We start from the raw sequence: 22,477 nt of genomic DNA, 5'->3' as shown, positions 1-22,477 counted from the left end.
CCCCGGGTCGCCGTAACCCGCCAGCCGGCCGGGTCGTTGAGCCTGGTGTCAGCACGCGTCACCACCGCAGCGCACCACCTTCCAGGACGGACCCGATGATCCCCGCATTCACGGCGCGACGTCGCGCCGAGGAGTTCAGCTCACTGGTCGATGCGACCAGCGGGCCTGCGGATGCGCGCTACACCGACCTCCTCGAGCTGGTCGAGGCGCTGCGGGCCGAGCCCCCGGTCGAGGCTCGGACGGAGTTCGTCTCCGGGCTGCGCGAGCGGCTGATGCGGGCCGCCGACTCGGCGCTCGCCCCGGACCCCGACGCCGAGGTGCGCGCCCGGCTCACGGTGACCCCCCGCCGTACGCCGCGGGAGCGCCGCGTCGCCGTCGCCATCGGCGGGTTCGCGATCGTCACCGCCACCACGTCGATGGCAATGGCCGCCCAGAGCGCGCTCCCCGGCGACACGCTCTACCCCCTCAAGCGGGCCCTCGAGAACGCCCGTGCCGGCGTCCAGTCCGACGACGGCGACCGCGGCTCCACGCTCCTGCACAACGCGTCGGGCCGCCTGGCCGAGGCCGACGAGCTGGCCCAGGACGAGGGCGACGGCCGCGCGATCGCCGACACCCTCCACGCGTTCTCCAACCAGGCCAGCGCCGCCTCCGACGCACTCATCGCCGACTACCAGAGCACCGGCGAGGAGGCACCGATCGCCGAGCTGCGCGACTTCACCGCCGACAGCCTCGCCGAGCTCGAGGGCCTGGAGTCGCTCGTGCCCGACGAGGCGCGCGGCGCGCTGATCCAGGCGGTGCAGGTGCTCGGCCAGATCGAGCAGCAGGCGATCTACGCCTGTCCCACGTGCGTGCCCGGCCTCACCCAGGTCCCGGCGGCCGTCCTCGACACCGTCAGCAGCCTGCCCCAGCACATCCTCGGGCCAACCCTCACCCCGCCGGCCCCGCCGAAGCCGGGTCCCGGCCGTCCCGGCGGCTCGGGCACCCCCGGCGGCAAGGGCGGGTCCGGAGGTGGCAGCGGCGAGGACCTGCCCGGCGCGGGAGCCGGCAGCACCCCGGTGGTCCCGACCCCGCCGACCGCCGCGCCCAGCGCCGCTCCCCCGAGCGGGAGCGGGGGCGACACCGGCAAGGGACCGATCGGCCAGCTGACCGACGGCATCAAGAGCGCCGGCCCGCCCCCGACCACGACCGAGGAGCTCGTGGAGGACCTCGACGAGCTCCTCGGCAACGTCACAGGCCCGCTGCTCCCCTGACCCCTGCCGGGGGGTGGCGGACGCCGCCGCTCAGCGGAAGACGGACTCGCGCTGCATCAGCAGCGAGTACAGCGTCTGCTGGATCGTCTCGCGGACCTGGTCTGTGACGTTGAAGACCAGCATCGGGTCGTCCGAGGCACCGCCCTCGTAGTCGTCGGTGCGGATGGGCTCGCCGAACTCCAGCAGCCACTTCGAGGGCAGCGGCACCAGGCCGAGCGGCCCGAGGAGCGGGAAGAACGGGGTGATCGGCAGGTAGGGGACGCCCAGGACCCGCGCCAGGCCCGGGATGTTGCCGACGAGGGGGTAGATCTCCTCGGCGCCGACCACAGCCAGCGGGACGATCGGGACGCCGGTGCGCAGGGCGGCCGACACGAAGCCGCCGCGCCCGAACCGCTGCAGCTTGTAGCGCTCGGCGTAGGGCTTGCCGATGCCCTTGAAGCCCTCGGGCCACACCCCGACGAGCTCCCCGCCGCGCAGCATCCGCTCGGCGTCCTCGCTGCAGGCGAGCGTGGCTCCGCTCTTGCGGGCCAGGCTGCTCACGATCGGCAGCTGGAAGACCAGGTCGGCGCCCAGCGGGCGCAGGAACCTGCCGATGTGGTCGTGGATCGTGACCATGGTCATCAGTCCGTCGACCGGGATGGTGCCGGAGTGGTTGGAGACCACCAGGGCGCCGCCCTCGGTCGGGACGTTGTCGATCCCGCGGACCTCGATGCGGAACCACTTCTCGGCGATCGGGCGCAGGGCGGCCATGAAGAACCGCTGGGTGACCTCCTGGTCGAAGCCGTACTCGTCGACGGTGTAGTCGCCGGTGACCCGGCGGCGCAGGAACGCCAGGAAGCGGGCCAGCTGCGGCTCCCACTGCTCGCCGAAGACCTCCAGCGCGGCCGCCTGGAACGCCGCCAGCCAGTCGCTGCCCGGGACGCCGGCGAGCGGGTGTCGCTCCTCGGTGCGCACGGAGGGGCGAGTGGCCGCCGCCGGGGCGACCGGCTCGGCGGGTGGCGTGGTCGATGCGGCGGGCTCGGTCGGCTCCGCCTCCCCACGAGCGGCCGAGCGGGGCGGGGATGCCTTCGTGGCGGCGGCCTTGGGCTTCGCCGGTGACTTCGGGGCCAGCCCGCGCGCGGCGGAGCTGGGCTGGGTGCCGGTGCCGCGGCCGGGACGGCCGCGGGTGCCGATGGGGATGATCTCGGCGTCACCCACGGCGCGCACCTCCCGGTGCCGCGACGGAGGTCGGCGCGGTCGGCGTCGGGTCCGGGTCGGGCAGCTGGCGGGCGAGGGCCGAGATGACCTTCTCCGAGCGGCCGCCGGTGACCGGCAGGCGGCTGCCGAAGTCGGCGAACGCCGCGGCGGTGGTGTAGCGCGGCTCGAAGCCGAGCACCTCCCGCATGCGCGTGGTGTCGACCCCGCGACCGTAGGTCAGGAACGACAGCTGCTCCGGGGAGAAGTCCGCGACCCGCGCCGAGCGCAGGAACGACCCGAGCCCGCCGACGGCGAACCCGGGCATCGGCACGGTGGGGCGCTGCAGGCGGCGTGCCGCCTGCGAGAGCATCAGGATCCCGTCGCCGGCGACGTTGAAGGTGCCGTGGACGTCGGTGACGACGCTGTGACGCAGCACCGCGAGCAGGTCGTCCTGGTGGAGGAACTGCAGCCGTGCGTCGAAGCCGAGCACGGTGGGCAGGACCGGCAGCCGAAAGTACGACGTGATGGGGCTCGACACGTGCGGCCCGATCACGTTGGCGGCGCGCAGCAGCGTCACGCGCAGGTCGGGCCGGCGACGTCCGAGACCGCGGACGTAGCCCTCGATCTCGGCGACGTCCTTGGCGTACCCGGCCCGAGGAGCGCGCCGCGGCTCCATGTCCTCGGTGAACATCGCCGGGTCGCGGTTGCTGGCGCCGTAGACCGTCGTCGTCGACTTCACCACGAGGTGCCGCAGCCCCGGCGCCTTCTGGCACGCCGCCAGGAGCTGCATCGTCCCGATGACGTTGAGCTCCTTCATCGTGTTGCGACCACCGGCGCTGCCGGGGGTCGAGATGACGCTCATGTGGACGACGGTGTCGACGTCCTCCTTCGCGATGACCTTCGCGATGACGGGGTTGCGGATGTCGGCGCGCACGAACGACACGTCGCCCATGTCGCCCCGCGGGGGGACGACGTCGACGCCGATGACACGCGCGACGCCGGGCTCGGAGGCGATGGCGCGCGCGGCCTTCCGGCCGAGGTCACGAGAGACCCCGGTGACGAGAACGACCCTGCCGTCGCCGGCCATGGCTGCGTCCGAGACCCGAACGACGGGCTTACTTGCCGAGCTTGCGACGCTGGACGCGCGTCTTCTTCAGCAGCTTGCGGTGCTTCTTCTTGGCCATACGCTTGCGCCGCTTCTTGATGACAGAACCCACGAATAAACCTCTCCAGGCTGATCAGTCGCTCCAGGAGTTGCCTGGAGAACCGGGCCAGCCTATCGGCGCGGGTGCGTCACGAAGAATCCGGCTGGGCAGGAGCGTCGCCCGGGCCCTCGTCGGGCCCGGGACGCGCACCCGTCTCCGTGGTCAGCCCGCGCTGTAGAAGCTCTTGCGGAGGTACTCGTCGACGTCCTCCTCGCGCACGCGGAAGGAGCGCCCGACCCGCAGGGCGGGGAGCTCCTCGTTGTGCACGAGGCGGTAGACCGTCATCTTCGACACCCGCATCATCGCGGCCACCTCGGCAATGGTCAGGAACCGCGAGTCCGAGAGGTCCCCGGTGGAGTTCGTTGCCATGGCGCACCAACTTTCTGTGGCGACCGCCATCGGCTTTCCCCACCGATGATCACACGGGCGCATCGTGGGAAGGATAGGGCCAGGAGTGACGGATGGGGAAGGGATTCACCAAAGGAACTTCTGGGACGTCGGCGTGTCGGCTTGACCGCGCCGAGCCACCCCTCGTCGGACGAGCCGTCGGCGGTGGCGCCACCCCCGTGTCCGGCCCCGCCTCCCGCCCCCGCGTCCGGTCAGAGCCCGGGGTCCAGGCCGTGCAGCGGGAACGCCTCCATGCGGGTGCTGTGGATGGCGCGGTCGAGCCAGGTGTCGGGGTCGTAGCCGTCCTCCCAGCGCCGGTACGCCGGCGTCCGGCCGTCCGTCAGCCGGTGCGGCGCGGAGCACCCCAGGTGCTCCAGGACGTGCTCGCGCCACGCGGCCGGGGTCTCGGTCGCGGGGTCGAGGGGCCGGCCGCCGACGATCGCCAGCAGGTGGGTCCAGGCGCGCGGCACGACCTCCACGACGGCGTACCCGCCGCCGCCCGTGGCCACCCACCGCCCGTCGGCCACCTCGTGGGCCAGCTCGTGGAGCGCGAGGTACGCCGCCCGCTGCCCGTCGACGCTGAGCATCATGTGGGCGAGCGGGTCGTCGGCGTGCGAGTCGCAGCCGTGCTGGGTCACCAGGATCTCGGGGTCGAAGGCCCTCAGCAGCGCGGGGACCACCGCGTGGAAGGCGCGCAGCCAGCCGGCGTCGCTCGTCCCGGGCGGGAGCGCGACGTTGACCGCGCTGCCCTGTGCGTCGGGGCCGCCGAGGTCGACCGCGAAGCCGGTGCCGGGGAACAGCATCTGGCCGGTCTCGTGCAGGGAGATCGTGAGGACGCGCGGGTCGTCCCAGAAGATCTTCTCGACGCCGTCGCCGTGGTGGACGTCGACGTCGACGTAGGCCACCCGCTCGGCGCCCTGGTCGAGCAGCGACTGGATGCCGACCGCGATGTCGTTGTAGATGCAGAAGCCGCTGGCGCGGTCGCGCATCGCGTGGTGCAGGCCGCCGGAGATGCTCGCGCTGTGCAGCGACTCCCCCGACCACACCTGGCGGCACGCCTCGTGGGTGGCGCCGACGACGTGCGCGGAGGCCTGGTGCATGCCCAGGAACACCGGGTTGTCGTCCGTGCCGAGCCCGTGCTCCTCCTCGCCCGGCCCCGGGGCCTCGCCCATGCGGGTCACGGCGTCGATGAGCGACTGGTCGTGCACCGTGGCGATGAGGGCGTCGTCGGCCATCGGGGCGTCGACGAGCCGCAGGCCGTGGTCGAAGACCCCCAGCTCGCGGGCCAGGCGCATGGTCAGGTCGACCCGCAGCGGCGACATCGGGTGACCGTGCCCGAAGTCGTAGGCGGTGAGGCTCTCGTCGAACACGACCGTCGCCGGCCCGGTGCACTCTGCCGGCGTCATGCCAGCAACCTACTCGCCGCCCTCGTTGCTGGGTTACATTGATCGCGTGCTGACGACCCGACCCCTGCAGTGGTGGCCCGCCTGACCGGCGGACCTTGCTGAAGCACACCCTTCATCGGCCGCCTGCGGGCGGCCGTCGTGCATGTCGGGGCACGGTCGACCTGCGGGCTCTCACCCTCAGGAGCACCACCGTGTCCCCCCACCCCACCGCCACCCGGCGGCTCTCGCTGCTCAAGCCGACGGGCCACCTGACGCTCGGCAACCTGCTTGGCGCGCTGCGCCCGATGGCGGCCGCCCAGCAGGAGGCCGACTGCTTGTACGGCGTCGCCGACCTCCACGCCCTGACCGTGACCCACGACCCGGCGGCGCTGCGGCGCCTCGTGCGGGAGCAGGCGACGCTGCTGCTCGCGGTCGGTCTCGACGCCAGCACGCTGTTCGTGCAGAGCCGCGTGCCGGCCCACGCCCAGCTCGCCTACCTGCTCGAGTGCGTCGCCACGACCGGCGAGCTGGGCCGGATGGTCCAGTTCAAGGAGAAGGGACGCGGCGTCGGCTCGACCCGCACGTCGCTCTACACCTACCCGGTGCTGATGGCCGCCGACATCCTGCTCTACCGGCCGACCCAGGTGCCGGTGGGCGACGACCAGCGCCAGCACCTCGAGCTCACCCGCGACCTGGCGATGCGCTTCAACGCGACCTACGGGCCGGTGTTCGCGATCCCGGAGATGACCGCGCCACCGGCCGGGGCGCGCGTCATGGACCTCGCCGACCCGACCGCCAAGATGGGCAAGACCGGCAGCGACGGCGCCGGGGTGGTCCGCCTGCTCGACCCGCCCGACGTCGTACGGCGCACGGTCGCGCGCGCCGTCACCGACAGCGAGACCGGCGCGACGGCGATCCGCGCCGACCGCGAGGCGAAGCCGGGAGTCACCAACCTGCTGGAGATCCTGGTGGCCTGCGGCGGGTCGGCGGAGGGGCTGACGACCTACGGCGCGCTGAAGAAGGTCGTCACGGACGCGGTGGTGGCCGAGCTCGAGCCGATCCAGCGCCGCTACGCCGAGCTCGCCGCCGACCCGGCCCACGTCACGGAGATCTTCGCCTCGGGCGCCGCGCGCTGCCGCGAGGTCACCGCGCCCGTCCTCGCCGCGGCCGAGGCCGCGATCGGGTTGTGAGGGCGCGGGTCGACCTCGGACGGCGAGGCGGTCAGGGCCGCCAGGCCCAGGCCTGGCTGACGGGCTCGTAGCTCTGCGCGGAGGAGTCGACGCCGCCGAACACGATGACCCGGCCGTCCGCCCACACCGCGGACACGCCCTCGGTCTGCGCCGCCTCGGGCCGGGGCGCCTGGCGGGCCCAGGACCCGTCCCGGTCGTCGTAGAGGTAGCCCCAGCCCAGGATGAGCGGCCCCTCCGCGGCGTTCACCGACCACCCGCCCCCGGCCGAGTCGGTCAGCCGGTCCGGCAGCGGGGACCACTCCCGGGTGGCCGGGTCGAGGATGCCCCCGGCGCGCTCGCCGTCGGCGCCGCGCTGCGGGTCGAGCTCCACGAGGCGCTCGCCCGTCCAGTGGCGGAAGGAGTTGCGCTGCGGGACGGGCACCTCCGACCAGGAGCTGCCGTCCCAGATCTGCGCGACCACCCCGGTGCCGTCGCCCCGGGTGGGCCCGGAGACGACCACCCCGTCGTCGGTGGCCACCACGGCGCCGACCAGCCGCCGCGGCGCCGCCGGCAGCTCCGACCAGGTCCGCGCCGCGAGGTCGAGCACCTGCACCCGGCCTCGCCGGCTCATCGCGAGGACGCGACCGTCCGCCGACGAGATCGAGCCGGTGTCCTCCGTCGGCGCGGGCGGCGCCGGCAGGCGCGTCCAGGCGTCGTCGCCGGCGTCGTAGGCCCACCACCGGCCGTCGCCGACGATCACCATCGTGTCGTCGACCATGGTGGTGCGGAACCAGTAGCCCATCGGCACGGGCGCCTCCGCGATCACCCGCCACTCCTGCGCGTCCGGGTCGTAGGCCGCCCCGTCGCGCGCCGGCACGGAGGGGACGACGCAGTCGGCGGCGGGCGGGCAGGGCTCGAGGTCGCCGCCCACGAACAGCGCCTCCTCCCCCGTCCAGCCCGCCAGGGGCATCGCGCGGCCCGGCACGGGCGCGTCGTCCATGCGCTGCCAGGAGCCCGACCCCGCCGGGTCGGTCACCCGGTCGTCAGCCTCGCGGTCCCACGCGAGCACCCCCAGCCCGGTGACGGCGACCGCGGCGGCGACCACGGCGGCGACCACCCGGCGGCGCCGCCGCAGCCGGCCACCGGCCCGACGGGCGCCGTCGAGGTCGCCCGGCGGCACGTCCAGGCGGGCGAGGCCCTCGTGGAGCGAGCGGGCGAGCCGGTCCTCGAGCGTCATGGGCGGTCTCCTGTCAGCGGGGCCGCGTCGCCCAGACGTGCGCGCAGCGACGAGAGGGCGGCCGCGGCTTGAGACTTCACGGTCCCGGGACGGCAGCCGAGGGTCTCGGCGATCTCGCGCTCGGACAGGTCCTCGTAGTAGCGGAGCACGACGACGGCGCGCTGCCGCGGCGGGAGGGACGCCACGGCGGTCCAGACCTCGTCCCGCTGGAGCAGCGCGTCCTCGCCGGACCGGGCGTGGTCCTCCGGGAGGGCGGGGATGGTGGTCTCGCGCCTCACCGACGCCCGGCGCTGCTGGGCGATGGCGGCGTGGAGGGCGATCCGGCGGACGTAGGCGACGGGGTCGTCGGCGCGGCTGACCCGCGGCCACGCCGCGTAGGCCTTGGCGAAGGCGGACTGCAGGGCGTCCTCGGCGAGCTGCCGGTCCCCGGTGACGGCGTACGTCGTGCGCAGCAGGCGTGGCCACGCGACGGCGAACAGCTCGTCGAAGTCGGTCACACCCTCAGGATGCCGACGCGGGCCCGTCCGGTTCGTCCGACACCAGACTTGAACACGTTCAATTCTTGCCCTACTGTCGTCCAGACAGAGTTGAACACGTTCAAATGAAGGAGCGCACCATGGACTGGACCGTCGGCACCTACCTCGCCTACCTCGCGGTCAGCGTCCCGCTGATCGTCTGGGTCGCGACCACCCTCGGACGCAACGGCAAGGTCTTCCTCGCCGACGTCTTCGGAGGCAACGACGAGCTGGCGGTGGCGGTCAACAAGCTGCTCGTCGTCGGCTTCTACCTGCTCAACCTCGGCTTCGTGAGCCTCTACCTGCGCATCAGCGACCCCGTGCGCGACCTCGGCGGCCTCTTCGAGACGCTGAGCGTCAAGATCGGCGTGGTCACCCTGACGCTCGGCGTCCTGCACTTCTTCAACGTCTACGTCTTCAACGCGATCCGCCGGCGCAGCCGGATGGAGTCGCTGCGCACCGCGCCCGTGCCGCCGCAAGGCCACCTCCCGCCGGTGGCGACCTACACCCACCCCTACCCGGCGCCCGGCCGGGCGTGACGGGCCGGACGCCCCCGACGGACCGGGCGACCGGTGCTCACCGTCCTGTACGACGCGGACTGCCCGCTGTGCGCCAGGTTCCGCTCCTGGCTCGCCCGACAGGCGACCCTGGTGCCGCTCGAGCTGGTGGCGGCGGGGTCCCACGAGGCGCGGGCGCGCTTCCCCACGCTCGACCACGACCGCACGCTCGCGGAGATCACGGTGGTGGGCGACGACGGGTCGATCTGGACCCACGAGCACGCCTGGGTGATGTGCCTGTGGGCGACCCGTGCCCACCGCGCCCTCGCCGAGCGGCTGGCGCGGCCGGCCTGGCTGCCGCTGGCCCGGGGAGCGGCGTACTCCGCCGCCGGGCTGCGCTCGCTGCTCGCCTCGGGAAGCGACCGGGGGGGTGACTACCCTGAGCGCTGTGCCGGAACCTGCAGCCCGCTCCCCGAAGGCTGAGCAGACGCGCGCGACGATCGCGGAGGCCGCCATGCGCCTCTTCCGTCGCGATGGCTACGACAGGACGACGATGCGCGCCATCGCCCAGGAGGCGGGCGTCTCGGTGGGCAACGCCTACTACTACTTCGCCTCCAAGGAGCACCTGATCCAGGCGTTCTACGACGGCATCCAGGCCGAGCACGCGGCGGCGGCCGGCGCGCTCCTCGCCGACCGGAGGTCGTTCGCGGCGCGGCTGCAGGCCGTGCTGGACACCTGGCTCGACGTCGCGGCGCCCGACCACGAGTTCGCCGGGCAGTTCTTCCGCAACGCCGCGGAGCCGACGAGCCCCCTCTCGCCCTTCAGCAAGGAGTCGGCGGGCGCCCGCGAGGCCAGCATCGCCGTCATGGCCCAGGTCGTCGAGGGCTCCGACCTCAAGCTGGCGCCCGCGCTGCGCCGCGAGCTGCCCGAGCTCCTGTGGATGGTGCAGATGGGCGTCGTGCTGTTCTGGGTCTACGACGACAGCGAGGGCCAGGCCCGCAGCCGCGCGCTGGTGCAGAAGGTCGTGCCGATGCTGGACCGGCTGGCGCGGCTCTCGCGGCTCCCGGTGGTGCGCGGCCTGGTCGAGGACCTGCTCGACCTGATGGTCACGCTCCGCTCGATCTAGGGACGGGCCGCCCGCGTCCTGCCCCGCGTCCCGCTCCGCGAGCGAGCGCAGCAGCAGCTCCGTGCGCATCGTCGGCTGGCCGACCTCGAGCTCGTCGGCCTCCGGCTCAGCTGCCCTGGGCGAGCTCGCGCGAGCGGTCGCGCGCGGCCTCCATGGCGGCCAGGAAGGCGGCGCGCACCTTGTGGATCTCCAGCTCGCGCAGGGCGGAGGCGGTCGTGCCGCCGGGCGAGGTGACCTGCTCGCGCAGCACCGTCGGGTGGGTGCCGGTCTCGCGCAGCATCTTGCCGGAGCCGACGAGGGTCTGGATGACCAGCTCGCTCGCGGTGGTGCGCGGCAGCCCGAGGTGGACGCCGGCCTCGATCATCGACTCCACGACGAAGAAGATGTAGGCGGGCCCGGAGCCGGAGATGGCCGTCACCGCGTCCTGCTGGCGCTCGGGGATGCGCAGCACCTTGCCGACCGACGCCATCAGCGACTCGGCCTCCGCGAGCTGGGCGTCGTCGCAGTGGGAGCCGGGCGAGATCGCCGACATCCCCTCGTCGACGAGCGCCGGGGTGTTGGGCATGACACGGACGACGGCGACGCCGTCGGGCACTCGCGACTCGATGAACGCCGTCGTGATGCCGGCCGCGAGCGAGACGACGAGCTGGCCGGGGCGCAGGACGCCGGCGATCTCGTCGAGCAGGTCGCCCATGTCCTGCGGCTTGACGACCAGCGCGAGGGTGTCGGCCTTGGCCGCCGCCTCCACGTTGGTGACCACGGCGACGCCGTAGCGCTCCTCGAGCTCGCGGGCGCGCTCGACCCGCTTCTCGCCGACCAGCAGGTGGTCGACGCGACGGCCCGCCCGGACGAGGCCCGAGAGCAGCGTCTCGCCCATCACGCCGGCGCCGAGGATGGCGGTCTGCTGCGAGCTCATGTTCTTCTCCTGTGCTGGATGTCGACGCGCCCGTCGCTCATCTCTTGGAGATCAGCGACCTCAGGAAGAATGACAGGTTCTGCGGTCGCTCGGCGAGGCGCCGCATCAGGTAGCCGTACCACTCCCCGCCGTAGGGCAGGTAGACGCGCACCTTGTCGCCGTCCTCGGCCAGCCGCCTCTGCTCGGTCGGCCGGATGCCGTAGAGCATCTGGAACTCGTAGGTCTGCTGCCCGCGCCCGTAGCGGCTGGCCAGCGACGACGCGATCTCGACCAGCCGCGGGTCGTGGGTCGCGATCATCGGGTAGCCGTCGCCCGCGAGCAGGATCTTCAGGCAGCGCACGTAGGACTTGTCGACGTCGACGCGGTCCTGGAAGGCCACGGACTCCGGCTCGTTGTAGGCGCCCTTGCACAGCCGCACCCGCGAGCCCTCGTAGGCCAGGGAGCGGCAGTCGTCCTCGGTGCGGTGCAGGTAGGCCTGCAGCACCGCGCCGGTCTCGGGGAAGTCCTTGCGCAGGTCGCGCAGGATCGCGAGCGTCGAGTCGGTGGTGGTGTGGTCCTCCATGTCGAGGGTGACCGTCGTGCCGGCGTTGCGTGCCGCGCGGCAGATCGTGCGGGCGTTCTCCAGCGCCACCTTGTGCCCCTGCTCGGGCAGCGCCTGCCCGATCGCGGACAGCTTGACCGAGACCTCGGCGTGCCGGGTCAGGCCCGCCGCGCCCAGCGCCTTGAGGACCTCGACGTACGCCGCCACGGTGGCCTCGGCCTGCGCCACGTCGAGGGTGTCCTCGCCGAGGAAGTCGAGCGTCACGTCGAGCCCGTCGTCGACCAGCACCCGGGTCGCCTCGACCGCGCTGTCGGTGGTCTCGCCGGGCACGTAGCCCGTGACGATGCCGGAGGTCACGGGCAGGGTGCTGACGAGCTTCTTGACCTGGGCACTGCGCGACAGGAGCAGGATCGGCTGACGGAGCAAGGACATGCGGCCCAGGCTAGTTCAGCAGCCGTCGCGTCCCGCCGAAGCCGCCTCCCGGCGGCGTACACCGCCCGGAGTACGCCGCCCGGCGGGAGCATCCCGCAGCACGACGCGGCGGCGGGCCGGAGGCCGAAGGATCGTCGTCATGTCCCTCACCCTCCTGCACCGCATCATCGCGCGTCCTCGCCATGCCCTCGTGGGCCTCTTCTTCTTCGTGCTCGTCGCCGGCGCCCTCGGCGGCCCGGTGGCGGGCGCGCTCGACTCCTCCGGCGGCTTCGTCCCCGACGACGCCGACTCGGCCCGTGCCGTCGAGCGCGTCGAGGCCGCCACCGGCCTCGCCCCCGACCCGGGCCTCGCGGTCCTGGTCGACGACGCCGACCCCGGCCGCGTCGCCGACGTCAGCAGCCGGCTCGCCGGCGTGGACGGCGTCGCGCAGGTGGCGCCGGGCGGGCCCTCCCAGGACGGCACCAGCACGCTCGTCCTCGGCACCCTCGACGCCTCCGCGGTCGAGGACGACGTGGCCGCCGACGCCATCGAGGAGTTCGCCGACGACGGCGACGTCACCGTCGGTGGAGGCGCCGCGGCGGGCCTCCAGATCGGTGAGAGCGTCGGCGAGGACCTCGCCCGTGCCGAGCTGCTCGCGATGCCGCTGCTCCTGCTGCTCTCGCTCATCTTCTTCGGCGGCCGCGCCGCGCTCCTCCCCCTGGTCGTCGGGCTCACGACGGTGCTCGGCACCTTCCTCACGCTGTCGGGCGTCAACCAGGTCTACGGCCTGAGCGTCTTCGCGCTGAACCTCGTCATCGGCCTCGGGCTCGGCCTGGCCATCGACTACACGCTGTTCCTGCTCACCCGCTACCGCGAGGAGCTCACGCGTCACGGAGCCACCCCGGCCGCGATCGTGGCGACCATGCGGACGGCGGGGCGCACGGTGGTCTTCTCCGCCGCCACCGTCGCCGTGGCTCTCGCGACGCTCACGGTCTTCCCGATGAACTTCCTCAAGTCCATGGGCATCGCCGGCGCGGTCGTGGCCGTCGTCGCCGCACTGGCGTCCCTGGCCGTGTCGCCGGCGTTCTTCGCGCTCATGGGCGCCCGGCTGCAGCGCCGCTCGGCGGGCGCCGGGGCGGCCGAGGGGCGTTGGTACCGGCTCTCGCACGCGGTCATGCGCCGCCCCGGCCGGGTCGCCGCGGCGACCGCCGTCGTGATGGTCGTCCTCTCGGCGCCCGCGCTGCGCGCCGAGTGGACCCCCGTCGACGAGACCGTCGTCCCGACCGACCAGAGCGCCCGGATCGTGTCGGACCGGCTCGCCGAGGAGTTCGCCGGCACCGGCACCACGCCGGTCACCGTGGCGATCGAGGCCGACGACGCCCAGCAGGTCGCGGAGTACGCCGCGCAGGCCGGCGCCCTCGACGGCGTACGGGAGGCGGCGGAGCCGGTGGCGCTCGACGGGAGCACCTGGCAGCTCGCGCTCCCGGTCGACGGGGCCGCCGCAGGCGAGCGGGCCCAGGACGTGGTCGGTGAGCTGCGCGAGCTACAGGTCGACGGTGTCGACGCCCTGGTCGCCGGTCCCGCGGCGGCGTTCGTCGACCAGCAGGCGGCCATCAGCGGCAGCCTGCCGCTGGCGATCGCGCTCCTCGTGCTGCTGACGCTGCTGGTGCTGTGGCTGATGACGGGCTCGGTGGTGCTGCCGCTCAAGGCGGTCGTGATGAACACGCTGACCGTCGGCGTGGCGCTCGGGGCGCTCACCTTCGTCTACCAGGACGGGCGTCTCACCGGGCTCCTCGGCTACACGCCGAACGGCGGGATCGAGCCCACCGACTTCCTGGTGGCGGCCGCGCTGGTCTTCGCCCTGTCGACCGACTACGGCGTCTTCCTGCTCGGACGCATCAAGGAGGAGCGCGAGGCCGGGCTGTCGGAGAGCGAGGCGGTCGCGACCGGCCTCGGGCGCACCGGCGCCGTCGTGACCGCGGCCGCACTGCTCCTCGCGGTGGCGATCGGGGCGTTCAGCACCAGCTCCATCTCCTTCATCCAGCAGATCGGGGTGGCGACCGCGGTCGGCGTCCTGGTGGACGCGTTCGTGGTCCGCTCGCTGCTGGTGCCGTCGCTGATGGGACTGCTCGGCAAGTGGAACTGGTGGGCCCCCATGTGGCTGCGCCGGATCCACGACCGGGTCGGCCTGTCCGAGGGCCCCGTCGTCCGTCCCGACGAGCGCCCTCGCGTGCTCGCGGATACTCCCTGAGGACGACGCGGGGCCGGGTCACCCACCGCTACCGTCGGGGGGTGACCCGGCCCCACCTCCCGCCCCGCGTCCTCGACGTCGGGGCGTTCGTCCTGTGCGTGGCCACCATGCTCATCGAGCTGGTCCGCAGCGAGAAGGGGGACCCGTCGACCGCCGGCGTGGTCGCGGTCGTCGCCATCTGCCTGCCGGTGCTGGTCCGGCGCCAGCACCCCGAGCTGGCGATCACCGCCGCGATGGTCCTGCTCTTCGGCGTCACCGAGACCACCCCCATCTACCAGACGATCGCGGTCTCGCCGGTCGTCTGCGCCTACGCGCTCGCGAGCCTGCGTGGGCGCCGCTCGTTCTGGTTCGCGCCGCCGAGCATGCTGCTCGTGGCCTACATCCTGGCGACGTACAGCCCGCACTCGCTCCTCGACGTGGACACGGCGCGCAACCTCGGCCTGGTCGTGCTGCCGCTGGCCCTGGGCGTGATGGCCCACGACCGCCGGACGATGCTGGCCGGCCTCGTCGAGCGCGCCGAGACCGCGGAGCGCACCCGCGAGGAGGAGACCCGCCGCCGGGTCGGCGAGGAGCGGCTGCGCATCGCCCGCGACGTGCACGACGTCGTCGCCCACGCCATGGTCGCGATCAACGTCCAGGCCGGGGTGGGGGCCCACCTCCTGGAGCGCGACCCCGAGCGGGCGCGCGGCACCCTGCGCGACATCAAGCGGGTCAGCGGCGAGGCGCTCGACGACCTGCGCTCCATGCTCGGCATCCTGCGCGACCCCGACGACGAGGACGCCCCCATCCGCCCCACCGCCGACCTGGCCGCGCTCGACGACCTGCGCGACGGTCTCGCCGCCGCCGGGGTGGACGTCGACATCCACATCGACCCCGGCGCCTTCCCCCTCCCGGCCTCCATCGGCTCGACCGGCTACCGGATCGTGCAGGAGGCGCTGACCAACGTGCTGCGCCACGCGGGCACGACGACTGCACGCGTGCGTGTCGCGCGCGCCGACGACCGGGTGCTGATCGAGGTCGAGGACGACGGCACCGGCACCGCGCCGACCGACGACAGCGGCTCCGGCAACGGCGTGCGCGGCATGCGCGAGCGCGCCACCGCGGCCGGCGGGACGCTCGAGGCCGGCCCGCGACCCGGGGGCGGCTGGCGCGTGGCCGCCTCGCTCCCGGCGGGGGCTCTGACGTGAGCGGGCCGATCCGGGTCCTGCTCGTCGACGACCAGACGCTGGTGCGCGCCGGCTTCCGCGCGCTGCTGGACTCCGAGCCCGACCTCGAGGTCGTCGGCGAGGCCGTGGACGGCGAGGAGGCCGTGGCCCGGGCCGGGGCCACTCTGCCCGACGTCGTGCTGATGGACATCCGGATGCCCCACGTCGACGGGCTCGAGGCCACCCGACGGATCACCGCCGACCCGCGCCTGGCCGGCACCCGGGTGATCGTGCTGACGACGTTCGAGCTGGACGAGTACGTCTTCGGCGCGCTGCGGGCCGGCGCCTCGGGCTTCCTGCTCAAGGACATCGAGCCCGACGCGCTGATCGAGGCCGTGCGCCTGGTGCATGCCGGCCAGGCGCTGCTGGCCCCGCGGGTGACGCGGGCGCTGATCGAGGCCTACGTGTCGTCGACGTCGGCGCGCGAGCCCGTGCTGGCGGCGGCCCCCGACCAGCGGCTGACGGCGCTCACGCCGCGCGAGCGCGAGATCCTCGCCCTCGTCGGCCGGGGCATGTCCAACCACGAGATCGCCGAGCACCTCGTGCTCTCGCCGCTCACCGCGAAGACCCACGTGTCGCGGCTGTTCCTCAAGCTGGGGGCGCGCGACCGCGCCCAGCTCGTCGTCGCGGCCTACGAGACCGGCCTCGTCGGCTAGGCCGTGCGCCGGCGCAGCGTGGCGGCCCCGAGCGCCAGCCCGGCCAGCGCGAAGCCGGCCACGACGGCGAGGTCGCGCCACACCTGCCCGGTGGACGCCGAGGCGCCGAGGTGCGACATCGCGTCGACGGCGTAGGACAGCGGCAGCACGTCGGAGACCGCGCCCAGGACGTCGGGCATGTCGTCGCGCGGCACCAGCAGCCCGCACAGCAGGATCTGCGGCACGACGACGGCCGGCATGAACTGCACGGCCTGGAACTCCGTCTGCGCGAACGCCGACACGAAGAGCCCGAGGGCGGTGCCGAGCACGGCGTCGACCACCGCGACGACCGCCAGCAGCCACACCGAGCCGGTGAGCTCCAGCCTGAGCAGCCCGACGCTGACGCCGACGGCGATCGCGGACTGGGCGGCCGCGACCACGCCGAACGCCACGGCGTACCCGAGCAGGAAGTCGAGCCTGCCCATCGGCATCGCGAGCAGCCGCTCCAGGGTGCCGCTCGAGCGCTCGCGCAGGGTGGTCACGCTCGTCACCAGGAACATCACGATGAACGGGAAGATCGCCAGCAGGGCTGGCCCGAGGCGGTCGAACTGCGGGCCGGCGTCCTGGTACATCCACCACAGCAGCGTCATCAGCAGCGTGGGGAGGACCAGCAGCATCGCCAGCGTCCGGTGGTCGCGGCGGACCTGGGTCAGGACGCGGCGGGCGACGGCGAGCGTCGTGCGCGGGCTCATGCCGCCGCCTCCACCAGCGCCAGGAACGCGGTCTCGACGTCCGTCGTCCCGGCGCGCTGCTTGATCGCGTCGGGAGTGTCGTCGGCGAGGACGCGGCCCTCACGCATCAGCAGCAGGCGGTCGCAGCGCTCGGCCTCGTCCATGACGTGGCTGGAGACCAGCACCGTCGCGCCGCCCGCGGCGATGCCGTGGAAGAGCTCCCACAGGTCGCGCCTCAGGACCGGGTCGAGCCCGACGGTCGGCTCGTCGAGGACCAGCAGGTCGGGCGCGCCGAGCAGTGCGACGGCCAGGCTGACCCGGCTGCGCTGACCGCCGCTGAGCCGTCCCGCGACGGCGTCGCGGTGACCCGCGAGGTCGACGGCGTCGATCGCGCGCTCGACCGCGTCGGCGTCCACGCCGAGGACCCGCGCGAAGAAGCGGAGGTTCTCGGCGACGGTCAGGTCGTCGTAGACGCTGGCGGCCTGGGTGACGTAGCCGACCCGGTCCCGCAGCGGGGCGCTGCCGGCCTCCTCCCCCAGGACGGTGACGGTCCCGCCCGCGACGCGCTGCACGCCGACCAGCGCGCGCAGCAGCGTGGACTTGCCGCACCCGGACGGGCCGAGCAGGCCGGTGACGCCGGGCCCGACGTCGAGGTCCAGGTCCGTGAGCACCGGACGCCCTCCGCGCACGACGGTCAGCCCCCGCACCTCGATCGTTGAATTCATCATGTGATGAATTGTGCACCTCGGGGCACGATGGCGCAATGGCGATCGAGCGCGAGCAGGTGGTGGGGCTGCTGCTCGAGGCGTGCCCGTCCTTCGAGGACCCGTGGCGCGACGGGGTCGAGGAGGAGGGCGCCGACGAGGGCGGGCGCCTCCACTACGTCGACGCCGCGGCGTTCGCCCGCCACGTCGCCGCCCTGCTCGCGGCCGGGCGCACCGCCGAGCTCCCGGCGACCTTCGCCGTCATCGAGCGGCTGCACGTCGAGGGCGACGACCACGTGCGCGAGCTCGCGACGATCGGCTACCTCGAGGACCTGCAGAACGCGCTGCTCCGGGCCGGGTTGCCGACGGACCTGGCCGTGGGCTGGCTGGGGCCGGTGTCGGTGCGGTGGTGGCGCGGCGTCCAGGACTTCTGGTCCGGCAGGACTCCGCCTCCGGTGCGACCCGTCGACTGAGCGCGCGCGGCGCCTAGGGCAGGGGTCCCGTGAGGTAGCCCTGGAGCACCGGCGCGTACGTCGCCACGACCTGCTCGGCGGGCAGGGAGGCCAGCGGCTCGATCTCGAGCAGGTAGCGGATCAGGACGAGCCCGAGCAGCTGCGAGGCGACGTGGCTCATCCGGCGGGCCGGCTGGTCGACGCCGAGGGCGTCGCCGAGCGGGTGCAGCACCAGGCGCAGGAAGCCGTCGCGGACCAGCTGCTGCGACTGCGGCTCGCCCACACCGCGCAGCAGCGCGAGCAGCGGGAGCCGGGTCTCGGGGTCGTCCCACACCGTCATGAACAGGTGCATCAGCCGTTCGCCGACACCGTCGGGGCCACCCTCGATGACCGGCAGCACGGCCTCGCGCGGGTCGATGCGCAGGTCCAGCGCCGCCACGAACAGGTCGTCCTTGGTGCCGAAGTAGTGGTGCACCAGGGCGGCGTCGACGCCGGCCGCGGCAGCGACGGAGCGGACCGACGTACGCGCGAAGCCGGAGGCGGCGAAGCCCTCCCGGGCGGCGGCGAGGATCGTCGCGCGGGTGTCGGGCGCGCCGGGGCGGCGTCCGCGGCGCGGCGCGGCGGCGGACGTCACGTCGCGGGCACCGCGAGGTGCTCGCGCGCGAACTCCAGGGACTCGCGCAGGTCGGCCTCGCGCTCCTCGTGCGTGCCGCAGCGACGGGTGTTGATCTCGACGACGACCTCGCCGGAGAAGCCGACGCGGGTCAGGCGACTCAGGAACGCGCCCGCGCCCATGACCCCGCGCCCAGGCACCAGGTGCTCGTCCTTGGCCGAGCCGCTGCCGTCGGTGAGGTGGATGTGGCGCAGCCGCTCGCCGAGCCGCTCGGCCATCTCGATCGGGTCGGACGCGGCGATCGCGGCGTGCGAGAGGTCGATGGTCGTGTTGGCGTAGGGCTCCGCGGAGGGGTCCCACCCGGGGGCGTACATCTCCATGCCTCGCCGGGAGGAGGCCCGCCAGGGATACATGTTCTCCACCGCGAAGGCGATCCCCGTGGAGTTCTCCAGCGCGGCGATGCCGTTGACGAAGTCGCGGGCGTACTCGCGCTGCCACCGGAACGGCGGGTGGACGACGACGACCTCGGCGCCGACCTCCTGCGCCATCTCGGCGGAGCGCTGGAGCTTGCCCCACGGCTCGGTGCCCCAGACCCGCTGGGTGAAGAGCAGGCACGGGGCGTGGACGGCGCTGACGGGCAGGCCGTGGTGCTCGGCCAGCTGCTTGACCGCGGACGTCTGCTGGCTGAGCGCGTCGATGCCGACCATCACCTCGACGGTGTCGTAGCCGAGGTCGGCGGCGTAGGCGAAGGCGTGCGCGGACGACTCGGGGTAGACCGAGGCCGTCGAGAGTCCGATGCGGGGCGCCACCAGGTCAGTCCAGCACGCTGAGGGCGTCGAGGCGCTCGAGGATGACGCCCTCGCGCAGGGCCCACGGGCAGATCTCGAGCTCGGCGAGGTCGAAGATGTCCATGCAGGCCTCGGCGACGAGCGCGCCGGGCACGATCTGATGGGTGCGGCTCGGGGAGACGCCCGGCAGCGCCGCGAGCTCGGCGGGCGCCATCGCGGCGAGCTTGGGGATCCAGGTGCGCAGGGAGTCCAGGGGCAGCGTGCGCGGCGCCAGGGGTCCGTCGCTGGACGGCGCGGCCCCGCAGATGCGCCCCAGGGAGCGGAACGTCTTGGACGTCGCGGCCGCCCGGTGAGGGGCGCCGGCCCGCAGCAGGTTGCCGGCGTCGCGCGCGATCTCGGTGCGGATCTCCTTGCGCAGCCGGCGGATCGTCTGCTCGTCGTCGGCACCCTCGCCGCCGAACTGCCGCGCCAGCCGGGCCGCACCGAGGGGCAGCGACCAGGCGACGTCGGGTCGCTCGTCGGTGCCACCCGCGATCTCGAGCGAGCCGCCGCCGATGTCGAAGACCGCCAGCCGGCCCGCCGACCACCCGAACCACCGGCGTACGGCGAGGAAGGTCAGCCGGGCCTCGGACTCCCCGGACAGCACGGCGATCTCCTCGCCCGTGCGGTCGCGCACCTGGGCGAGCACCTCCTCGGAGTTGACCGCGTCGCGCACCGCCGACGTCGCGAACGACAGCATCTCCTGGCAGCCCTTGTCCTCCGCCACGACCAGCGCCTCGGAGGTGAACGCCGCGAGCGCGTCGATGCCGGCCTGCGTGACCGCGCCGCTGTCGTCGAGGTGCTCGGCGAGACGCAGCGGCTGCTTGTAGGAGTACGCCGGCAGCGGCGCCGCGCCGCCGTGCGCGTCGACCACCAGCAGGTGGCCGGTGTTGGAGCCGATGTCCAGGACGCCCAGGCGCATGCGACCAACGTACCGCCGTCGCGTTCGTCGCCGTCATCGCAGCCGTAGGCTGGTGGCATGCCCGAAGTCGACCTCGTGTTCCCCCGCGCCTTCGTGGAGTTCGTGAACCCCGCCGACGAGACCGAGGTGATGCGCTGCGACCTCACCTGGCTGACGTCGAGCTTCATGTGCATCTTCGGCCAGGGCTGCCAGGGCATCTACGCCGATGCGCCCGACACCGGCTGCTGCACGCTGGGCGCGCACTTCGCCGACGAGGACGACGAGGCGCGGGTCAAGACCTTCGTCGACCAGCTCGACGAGACGCAGTGGCAGTTCCACCCCGGGCGGCCGGTGAAGCGCAAGGACTGGATCGAGACCGACGACGACGGCGAGCGCAAGACCCGCACGCTGACGGTGGACGGCCAGCAGGCGTGCGTCTTCCACAACCGCGCCGACTTCGCTCCCCCCACGGGGCAGGGCGGCGCGGGCTGCGCCCTGCACGGCCTGGCGCTCCAGCAGGGTCGCAACCCGCTGGAGACCAAGCCCGACGTCTGCTGGCAGCTCCCGATCCGGCGCCGCTTCCGCAACGTCGAGCGCCAGGACGGCAGCACCTACACCGAGGTCACCATCACCGAGTACGACCGGGTCGGCTGGGGACCCGGCGGCCACGACCTCGACTGGTACTGCTCGGGCAACACCGAGGCGCACGTCGCCGTCGAGGCGGTCTACGTGACGCACGAGGCCGAGCTCACCGAGCTGATGGGCAAGGCGGCGTACGACGAGCTGGTGCGCCACTGCGACGCCCACGTGCGCTCACGATCCGCGCTCGCGCTCCACCCCGCCGATCCCCACTAGGCGGCGGCCGCGGCTCATGGTTTCTCGATGTCGAGATACCTAGACCCCCCTATTCAGGAGCCTGATCCGTGTGACGCAGAATGCCTGCATGCGCCTGGATCATCTCTCGTTCGCAGCAGGGCCGGACGGCCTCGCCAGCACCGCCCAGCGCATCGGGGGGCTGCTCGGCCGGGAGTTCGTGGACGGCGGGATCCACCCCCGCTTCGGCACCCGCAACATGACGCTGGCGCTGGCCGGCGACACCTACCTCGAGATCGTCGAGGTCCTGGACCACCCCGCCTCCGACAAGGCCCCCTTCGGCCAGGCCGTGCGCGCCCGCTCCGCCCTGGGCGGCGGCTGGCTCGGCTGGGTCGTGGCGGTCGACGACATCGCCCCCGTCGAGGAGCGCCTCGGGCGCGCGGCCGCCGTCGGCAGCCGCCACCGCCCCGACGGCACCGAGCTGCGCTGGCGCCAGATCGGCGTCAACGGCCTGATCTCCGACCCGCAGCTGCCGTTCTTCGTGCAGTGGGAGTCCCCGGCCGAGCTGCACCCCTCCGCGGGTGCCGACGGCGCGCTCTCCCTGGCCACGCTGGAGATCGCGGGCGACCCGCAGCGCGTGAGCGAGTGGCTCGGCCACACCGTCGAGGCGCCGCTCGAGGACGTGAAGGTCGAGTGGGTGGCCCCGCACGGCACCCCCGGCATCCTCGCGGTGCAGGTGCAGACCCCCGACGGTCTGGTCCGTCTCTGACGCGGGTCCCGACGCCACGGGCCCGGACTCCTCGGGGCACCGTGGCGAGCCCCAACATCTGGGAGCACACCGCGACGTACGAGGTCGAGAACCGGGCGGTCGACCCGCACGGGCGCCTGGCCTCCACCCTGCGCGGGCTCGCGACCTGGCAGGACGCGACGGTGCTCGACCTCGGCTGCGGCACCGGCTTCCACCTACCCGGCCTCGCCGACGACGTCGGCCCGGGCGGGCGCGTGGTCGGCGTGGAGCCGCACCCCGACCTGCTCGCGCTTGCCCGGCGGCGTACCCGGCCGCGGGAGAACGTCACCGTCCTGCAGGGCACCGCGCAGGCCGTCCCCCTGCCGGACGCCTCGGTCGACGTCGTGCACGCACGGTGGGCCTACTTCTTCGGACCCGGCTGCGAGCCGGGCCTGGCCGAGCTCGACCGCGTCGTACGCCGGGGCGGCGTCGCCCTCGTCATCGACAACGACGCCTCGCGCTCGACGTTCGGCGCGTGGTTCCGCCGCGGCTACCCCCACCTGCCGTCGCCCCAGGAGATCGAGCGCTTCTGGGCGACCCGCGGCTGGACCCGCACCCCGGTGGACATGGGCTGGTCGTTCGCCTCGCGCGCCGACCTCGAGGCCGTCGTCCGTATCGAGCTCAAGCCCGACGTCGCCGAGGAGGCCCTGCGCCACCACCAGGGCACCGACGTCGACTACGCCGTCAACGTGTGGTCCAAGACGTTCTGAGGGCGTCGCGCGGCGGGAGTTTCGCCGGTCGAC

26 protein-coding genes are annotated in these 22,477 nt (G+C 73.7%); 12 read left to right on the top strand and 14 right to left on the bottom strand.

Going from position 1 to position 22,477, the window contains the following annotated elements:
• Positions 1-95: 95 nt before the first annotated feature.
• Positions 96-1,250, top strand: a complete 1,155-nt coding sequence (locus IRQ30_RS01190; protein ID WP_193611232.1) for a DUF5667 domain-containing protein — start codon at positions 96-98, stop codon at positions 1,248-1,250.
• Between the two features lie 30 nt (positions 1,251-1,280).
• Here IRQ30_RS01190 and IRQ30_RS01185 read toward each other — a convergent pair whose 3' ends face one another.
• From IRQ30_RS01185 to IRQ30_RS01165, 5 genes are all read right to left on the bottom strand, one after another.
• A complete protein-coding gene (locus tag IRQ30_RS01185) occupies positions 1,281-2,447 on the bottom strand; it encodes a 1-acyl-sn-glycerol-3-phosphate acyltransferase (protein ID WP_193611231.1) in 1,167 nt (388 codons plus the stop codon).
• Positions 2,440-3,513, bottom strand: a complete 1,074-nt coding sequence (locus tag IRQ30_RS01180; protein WP_193611230.1) for an NAD-dependent epimerase/dehydratase family protein — start codon at positions 3,511-3,513, stop codon at positions 2,440-2,442. Before IRQ30_RS01180 ends, IRQ30_RS01185 begins: the two co-directional genes overlap by 8 nt.
• Before the next feature lie 28 nt (positions 3,514-3,541).
• A complete protein-coding gene (locus IRQ30_RS01175; RefSeq protein ID WP_008356322.1) occupies positions 3,542-3,643 on the bottom strand; it encodes a 30S ribosomal protein bS22 in 102 nt (33 codons plus the stop codon).
• Positions 3,644-3,793: 150 nt separating this feature from the next.
• Positions 3,794-4,000 (bottom strand): helix-turn-helix domain-containing protein, encoded by a 207-nt coding sequence (locus tag IRQ30_RS01170; RefSeq protein ID WP_193606642.1) that lies wholly within the window; start codon positions 3,998-4,000, stop codon positions 3,794-3,796.
• Between the two features lie 230 nt (positions 4,001-4,230).
• Entirely contained in the window at positions 4,231-5,424 is a 1,194-nt protein-coding gene (locus IRQ30_RS01165; RefSeq protein WP_193611229.1) for an acetoin utilization protein AcuC, read from the bottom strand.
• Positions 5,425-5,615: 191 nt separating this feature from the next.
• Between IRQ30_RS01165 and trpS the strand changes: the two genes are divergently transcribed.
• Complete coding sequence (gene trpS, locus IRQ30_RS01160; protein ID WP_193611228.1) at positions 5,616-6,593, top strand: tryptophan--tRNA ligase; 978 nt, start codon at positions 5,616-5,618, stop codon at positions 6,591-6,593.
• Between the two features lie 31 nt (positions 6,594-6,624).
• Here trpS and IRQ30_RS01155 read toward each other — a convergent pair whose 3' ends face one another.
• Entirely contained in the window at positions 6,625-7,809 is a 1,185-nt protein-coding gene (locus tag IRQ30_RS01155) for a Kelch repeat-containing protein (RefSeq protein ID WP_193611227.1), read from the bottom strand.
• Positions 7,806-8,306 (bottom strand): SigE family RNA polymerase sigma factor, encoded by a 501-nt coding sequence (locus IRQ30_RS01150; RefSeq protein WP_193611226.1) that lies wholly within the window; start codon positions 8,304-8,306, stop codon positions 7,806-7,808. Before IRQ30_RS01150 ends, IRQ30_RS01155 begins: the two co-directional genes overlap by 4 nt.
• Positions 8,307-8,425: 119 nt before the next feature.
• On the opposite strand from IRQ30_RS01150, the gene IRQ30_RS01145 reads away from it, so the two are divergent.
• From IRQ30_RS01145 to IRQ30_RS01135, 3 genes are read left to right on the top strand one after another with little or no spacing between them, the layout of a single operon-like run.
• Complete coding sequence (locus IRQ30_RS01145) at positions 8,426-8,863, top strand: hypothetical protein (RefSeq protein WP_193606647.1); 438 nt, start codon at positions 8,426-8,428, stop codon at positions 8,861-8,863.
• A 33-nt stretch (positions 8,864-8,896) separates the two neighbouring features.
• Positions 8,897-9,304, top strand: a complete 408-nt coding sequence (locus IRQ30_RS01140) for a DCC1-like thiol-disulfide oxidoreductase family protein (RefSeq protein WP_193611225.1) — start codon at positions 8,897-8,899, stop codon at positions 9,302-9,304.
• Complete coding sequence (locus tag IRQ30_RS01135) at positions 9,252-9,947, top strand: TetR/AcrR family transcriptional regulator (protein WP_338089509.1); 696 nt, start codon at positions 9,252-9,254, stop codon at positions 9,945-9,947. Before IRQ30_RS01140 ends, IRQ30_RS01135 begins: the two co-directional genes overlap by 53 nt.
• 106 nt (positions 9,948-10,053) lie before the next feature.
• Here the strand turns inward: IRQ30_RS01135 and proC are convergent, their stop codons facing one another.
• Positions 10,054-10,863 (bottom strand): pyrroline-5-carboxylate reductase, encoded by an 810-nt coding sequence (gene proC / locus IRQ30_RS01130; RefSeq protein WP_193611223.1) that lies wholly within the window; start codon positions 10,861-10,863, stop codon positions 10,054-10,056.
• A 37-nt stretch (positions 10,864-10,900) separates the two neighbouring features.
• Positions 10,901-11,836 carry a proline dehydrogenase family protein gene (locus tag IRQ30_RS01125; RefSeq protein WP_227466760.1) on the bottom strand — a complete coding sequence of 312 codons (936 nt, stop codon included), beginning with the start codon at positions 11,834-11,836 and terminating at the stop codon, positions 10,901-10,903.
• 139 nt (positions 11,837-11,975) lie between these two features.
• On the opposite strand from IRQ30_RS01125, the gene IRQ30_RS01120 reads away from it, so the two are divergent.
• Genes IRQ30_RS01120 through IRQ30_RS01110 form a run of 3 tightly spaced genes read left to right on the top strand, consistent with a single transcriptional unit; the run spans position 11,976 to position 15,927 of the window.
• Positions 11,976-14,066 carry an MMPL family transporter gene (locus tag IRQ30_RS01120; protein ID WP_193611222.1) on the top strand — a complete coding sequence of 697 codons (2,091 nt, stop codon included), beginning with the start codon at positions 11,976-11,978 and terminating at the stop codon, positions 14,064-14,066.
• A 41-nt stretch (positions 14,067-14,107) separates the two neighbouring features.
• Entirely contained in the window at positions 14,108-15,253 is a 1,146-nt protein-coding gene (locus IRQ30_RS01115; RefSeq protein ID WP_193611221.1) for a histidine kinase, read from the top strand.
• Complete coding sequence (locus IRQ30_RS01110) at positions 15,250-15,927, top strand: response regulator (protein WP_193606652.1); 678 nt, start codon at positions 15,250-15,252, stop codon at positions 15,925-15,927. The genes IRQ30_RS01115 and IRQ30_RS01110 overlap by 4 nt, the downstream gene beginning before the upstream one ends.
• Here IRQ30_RS01110 and IRQ30_RS01105 read toward each other — a convergent pair.
• Together IRQ30_RS01105 and IRQ30_RS01100 are read right to left on the bottom strand one after the other, a co-directional pair.
• Positions 15,924-16,658: an ABC transporter permease gene (locus IRQ30_RS01105; RefSeq protein ID WP_193611220.1), complete on the bottom strand. Its 735-nt coding sequence runs from the start codon at positions 16,656-16,658 to the stop codon at positions 15,924-15,926. The two genes, IRQ30_RS01110 and IRQ30_RS01105, sit on opposite strands and share 4 nt — an antisense overlap.
• A complete protein-coding gene (locus IRQ30_RS01100) occupies positions 16,655-17,365 on the bottom strand; it encodes an ABC transporter ATP-binding protein (protein WP_193611219.1) in 711 nt (236 codons plus the stop codon). Before IRQ30_RS01100 ends, IRQ30_RS01105 begins: the two co-directional genes overlap by 4 nt.
• A 35-nt stretch (positions 17,366-17,400) precedes the next feature.
• On the opposite strand from IRQ30_RS01100, the gene IRQ30_RS01095 reads away from it, so the two are divergent.
• Positions 17,401-17,814: a DUF7674 family protein gene (locus IRQ30_RS01095; RefSeq protein ID WP_193611218.1), complete on the top strand. Its 414-nt coding sequence runs from the start codon at positions 17,401-17,403 to the stop codon at positions 17,812-17,814.
• Between the two features lie 13 nt (positions 17,815-17,827).
• On the opposite strand, the gene IRQ30_RS01090 is transcribed toward IRQ30_RS01095, so the two are convergent.
• The 3 genes from IRQ30_RS01090 to IRQ30_RS01080 are packed head-to-tail and all read right to left on the bottom strand — an operon-like array spanning position 17,828 to position 20,155.
• Positions 17,828-18,427: a TetR/AcrR family transcriptional regulator gene (locus tag IRQ30_RS01090; protein ID WP_193611217.1), complete on the bottom strand. Its 600-nt coding sequence runs from the start codon at positions 18,425-18,427 to the stop codon at positions 17,828-17,830.
• The gene (locus IRQ30_RS01085; protein ID WP_193611216.1) at positions 18,424-19,215 is read right to left on the bottom strand and encodes a TIM barrel protein; all 792 of its coding nucleotides are present in this window, start codon (positions 19,213-19,215) and stop codon (positions 18,424-18,426) included. The genes IRQ30_RS01090 and IRQ30_RS01085 overlap by 4 nt, the downstream gene beginning before the upstream one ends.
• Before the next feature lie 4 nt (positions 19,216-19,219).
• On the bottom strand, positions 19,220-20,155 hold the full coding sequence (locus IRQ30_RS01080; protein ID WP_193611215.1) for a Ppx/GppA family phosphatase: 936 nt from the start codon (positions 20,153-20,155) through the stop codon (positions 19,220-19,222).
• Positions 20,156-20,212: 57 nt separating this feature from the next.
• Between IRQ30_RS01080 and IRQ30_RS01075 the strand changes: the two genes are divergently transcribed.
• From IRQ30_RS01075 to IRQ30_RS01065, 3 genes are all read left to right on the top strand, one after another.
• Positions 20,213-20,989 carry a DUF3109 family protein gene (locus IRQ30_RS01075; RefSeq protein WP_193611214.1) on the top strand — a complete coding sequence of 259 codons (777 nt, stop codon included), beginning with the start codon at positions 20,213-20,215 and terminating at the stop codon, positions 20,987-20,989.
• Positions 20,990-21,077: 88 nt separating this feature from the next.
• A complete protein-coding gene (locus IRQ30_RS01070) occupies positions 21,078-21,716 on the top strand; it encodes a VOC family protein (protein WP_193606660.1) in 639 nt (212 codons plus the stop codon).
• Between the two features lie 41 nt (positions 21,717-21,757).
• Positions 21,758-22,444: a class I SAM-dependent methyltransferase gene (locus IRQ30_RS01065; protein ID WP_338089508.1), complete on the top strand. Its 687-nt coding sequence runs from the start codon at positions 21,758-21,760 to the stop codon at positions 22,442-22,444.
• Positions 22,445-22,477: the final 33 nt, after the last annotated feature.

The sequence above is a fragment of the Nocardioides lijunqiniae genome, assembly GCF_015024225.1.
GTDB lineage: Bacteria > Actinomycetota > Actinomycetes > Propionibacteriales > Nocardioidaceae > Nocardioides > Nocardioides lijunqiniae.
Note: the sequence above shows the minus strand (reverse complement) of the source record. Positions and strands in the feature narration are given on the sequence as shown.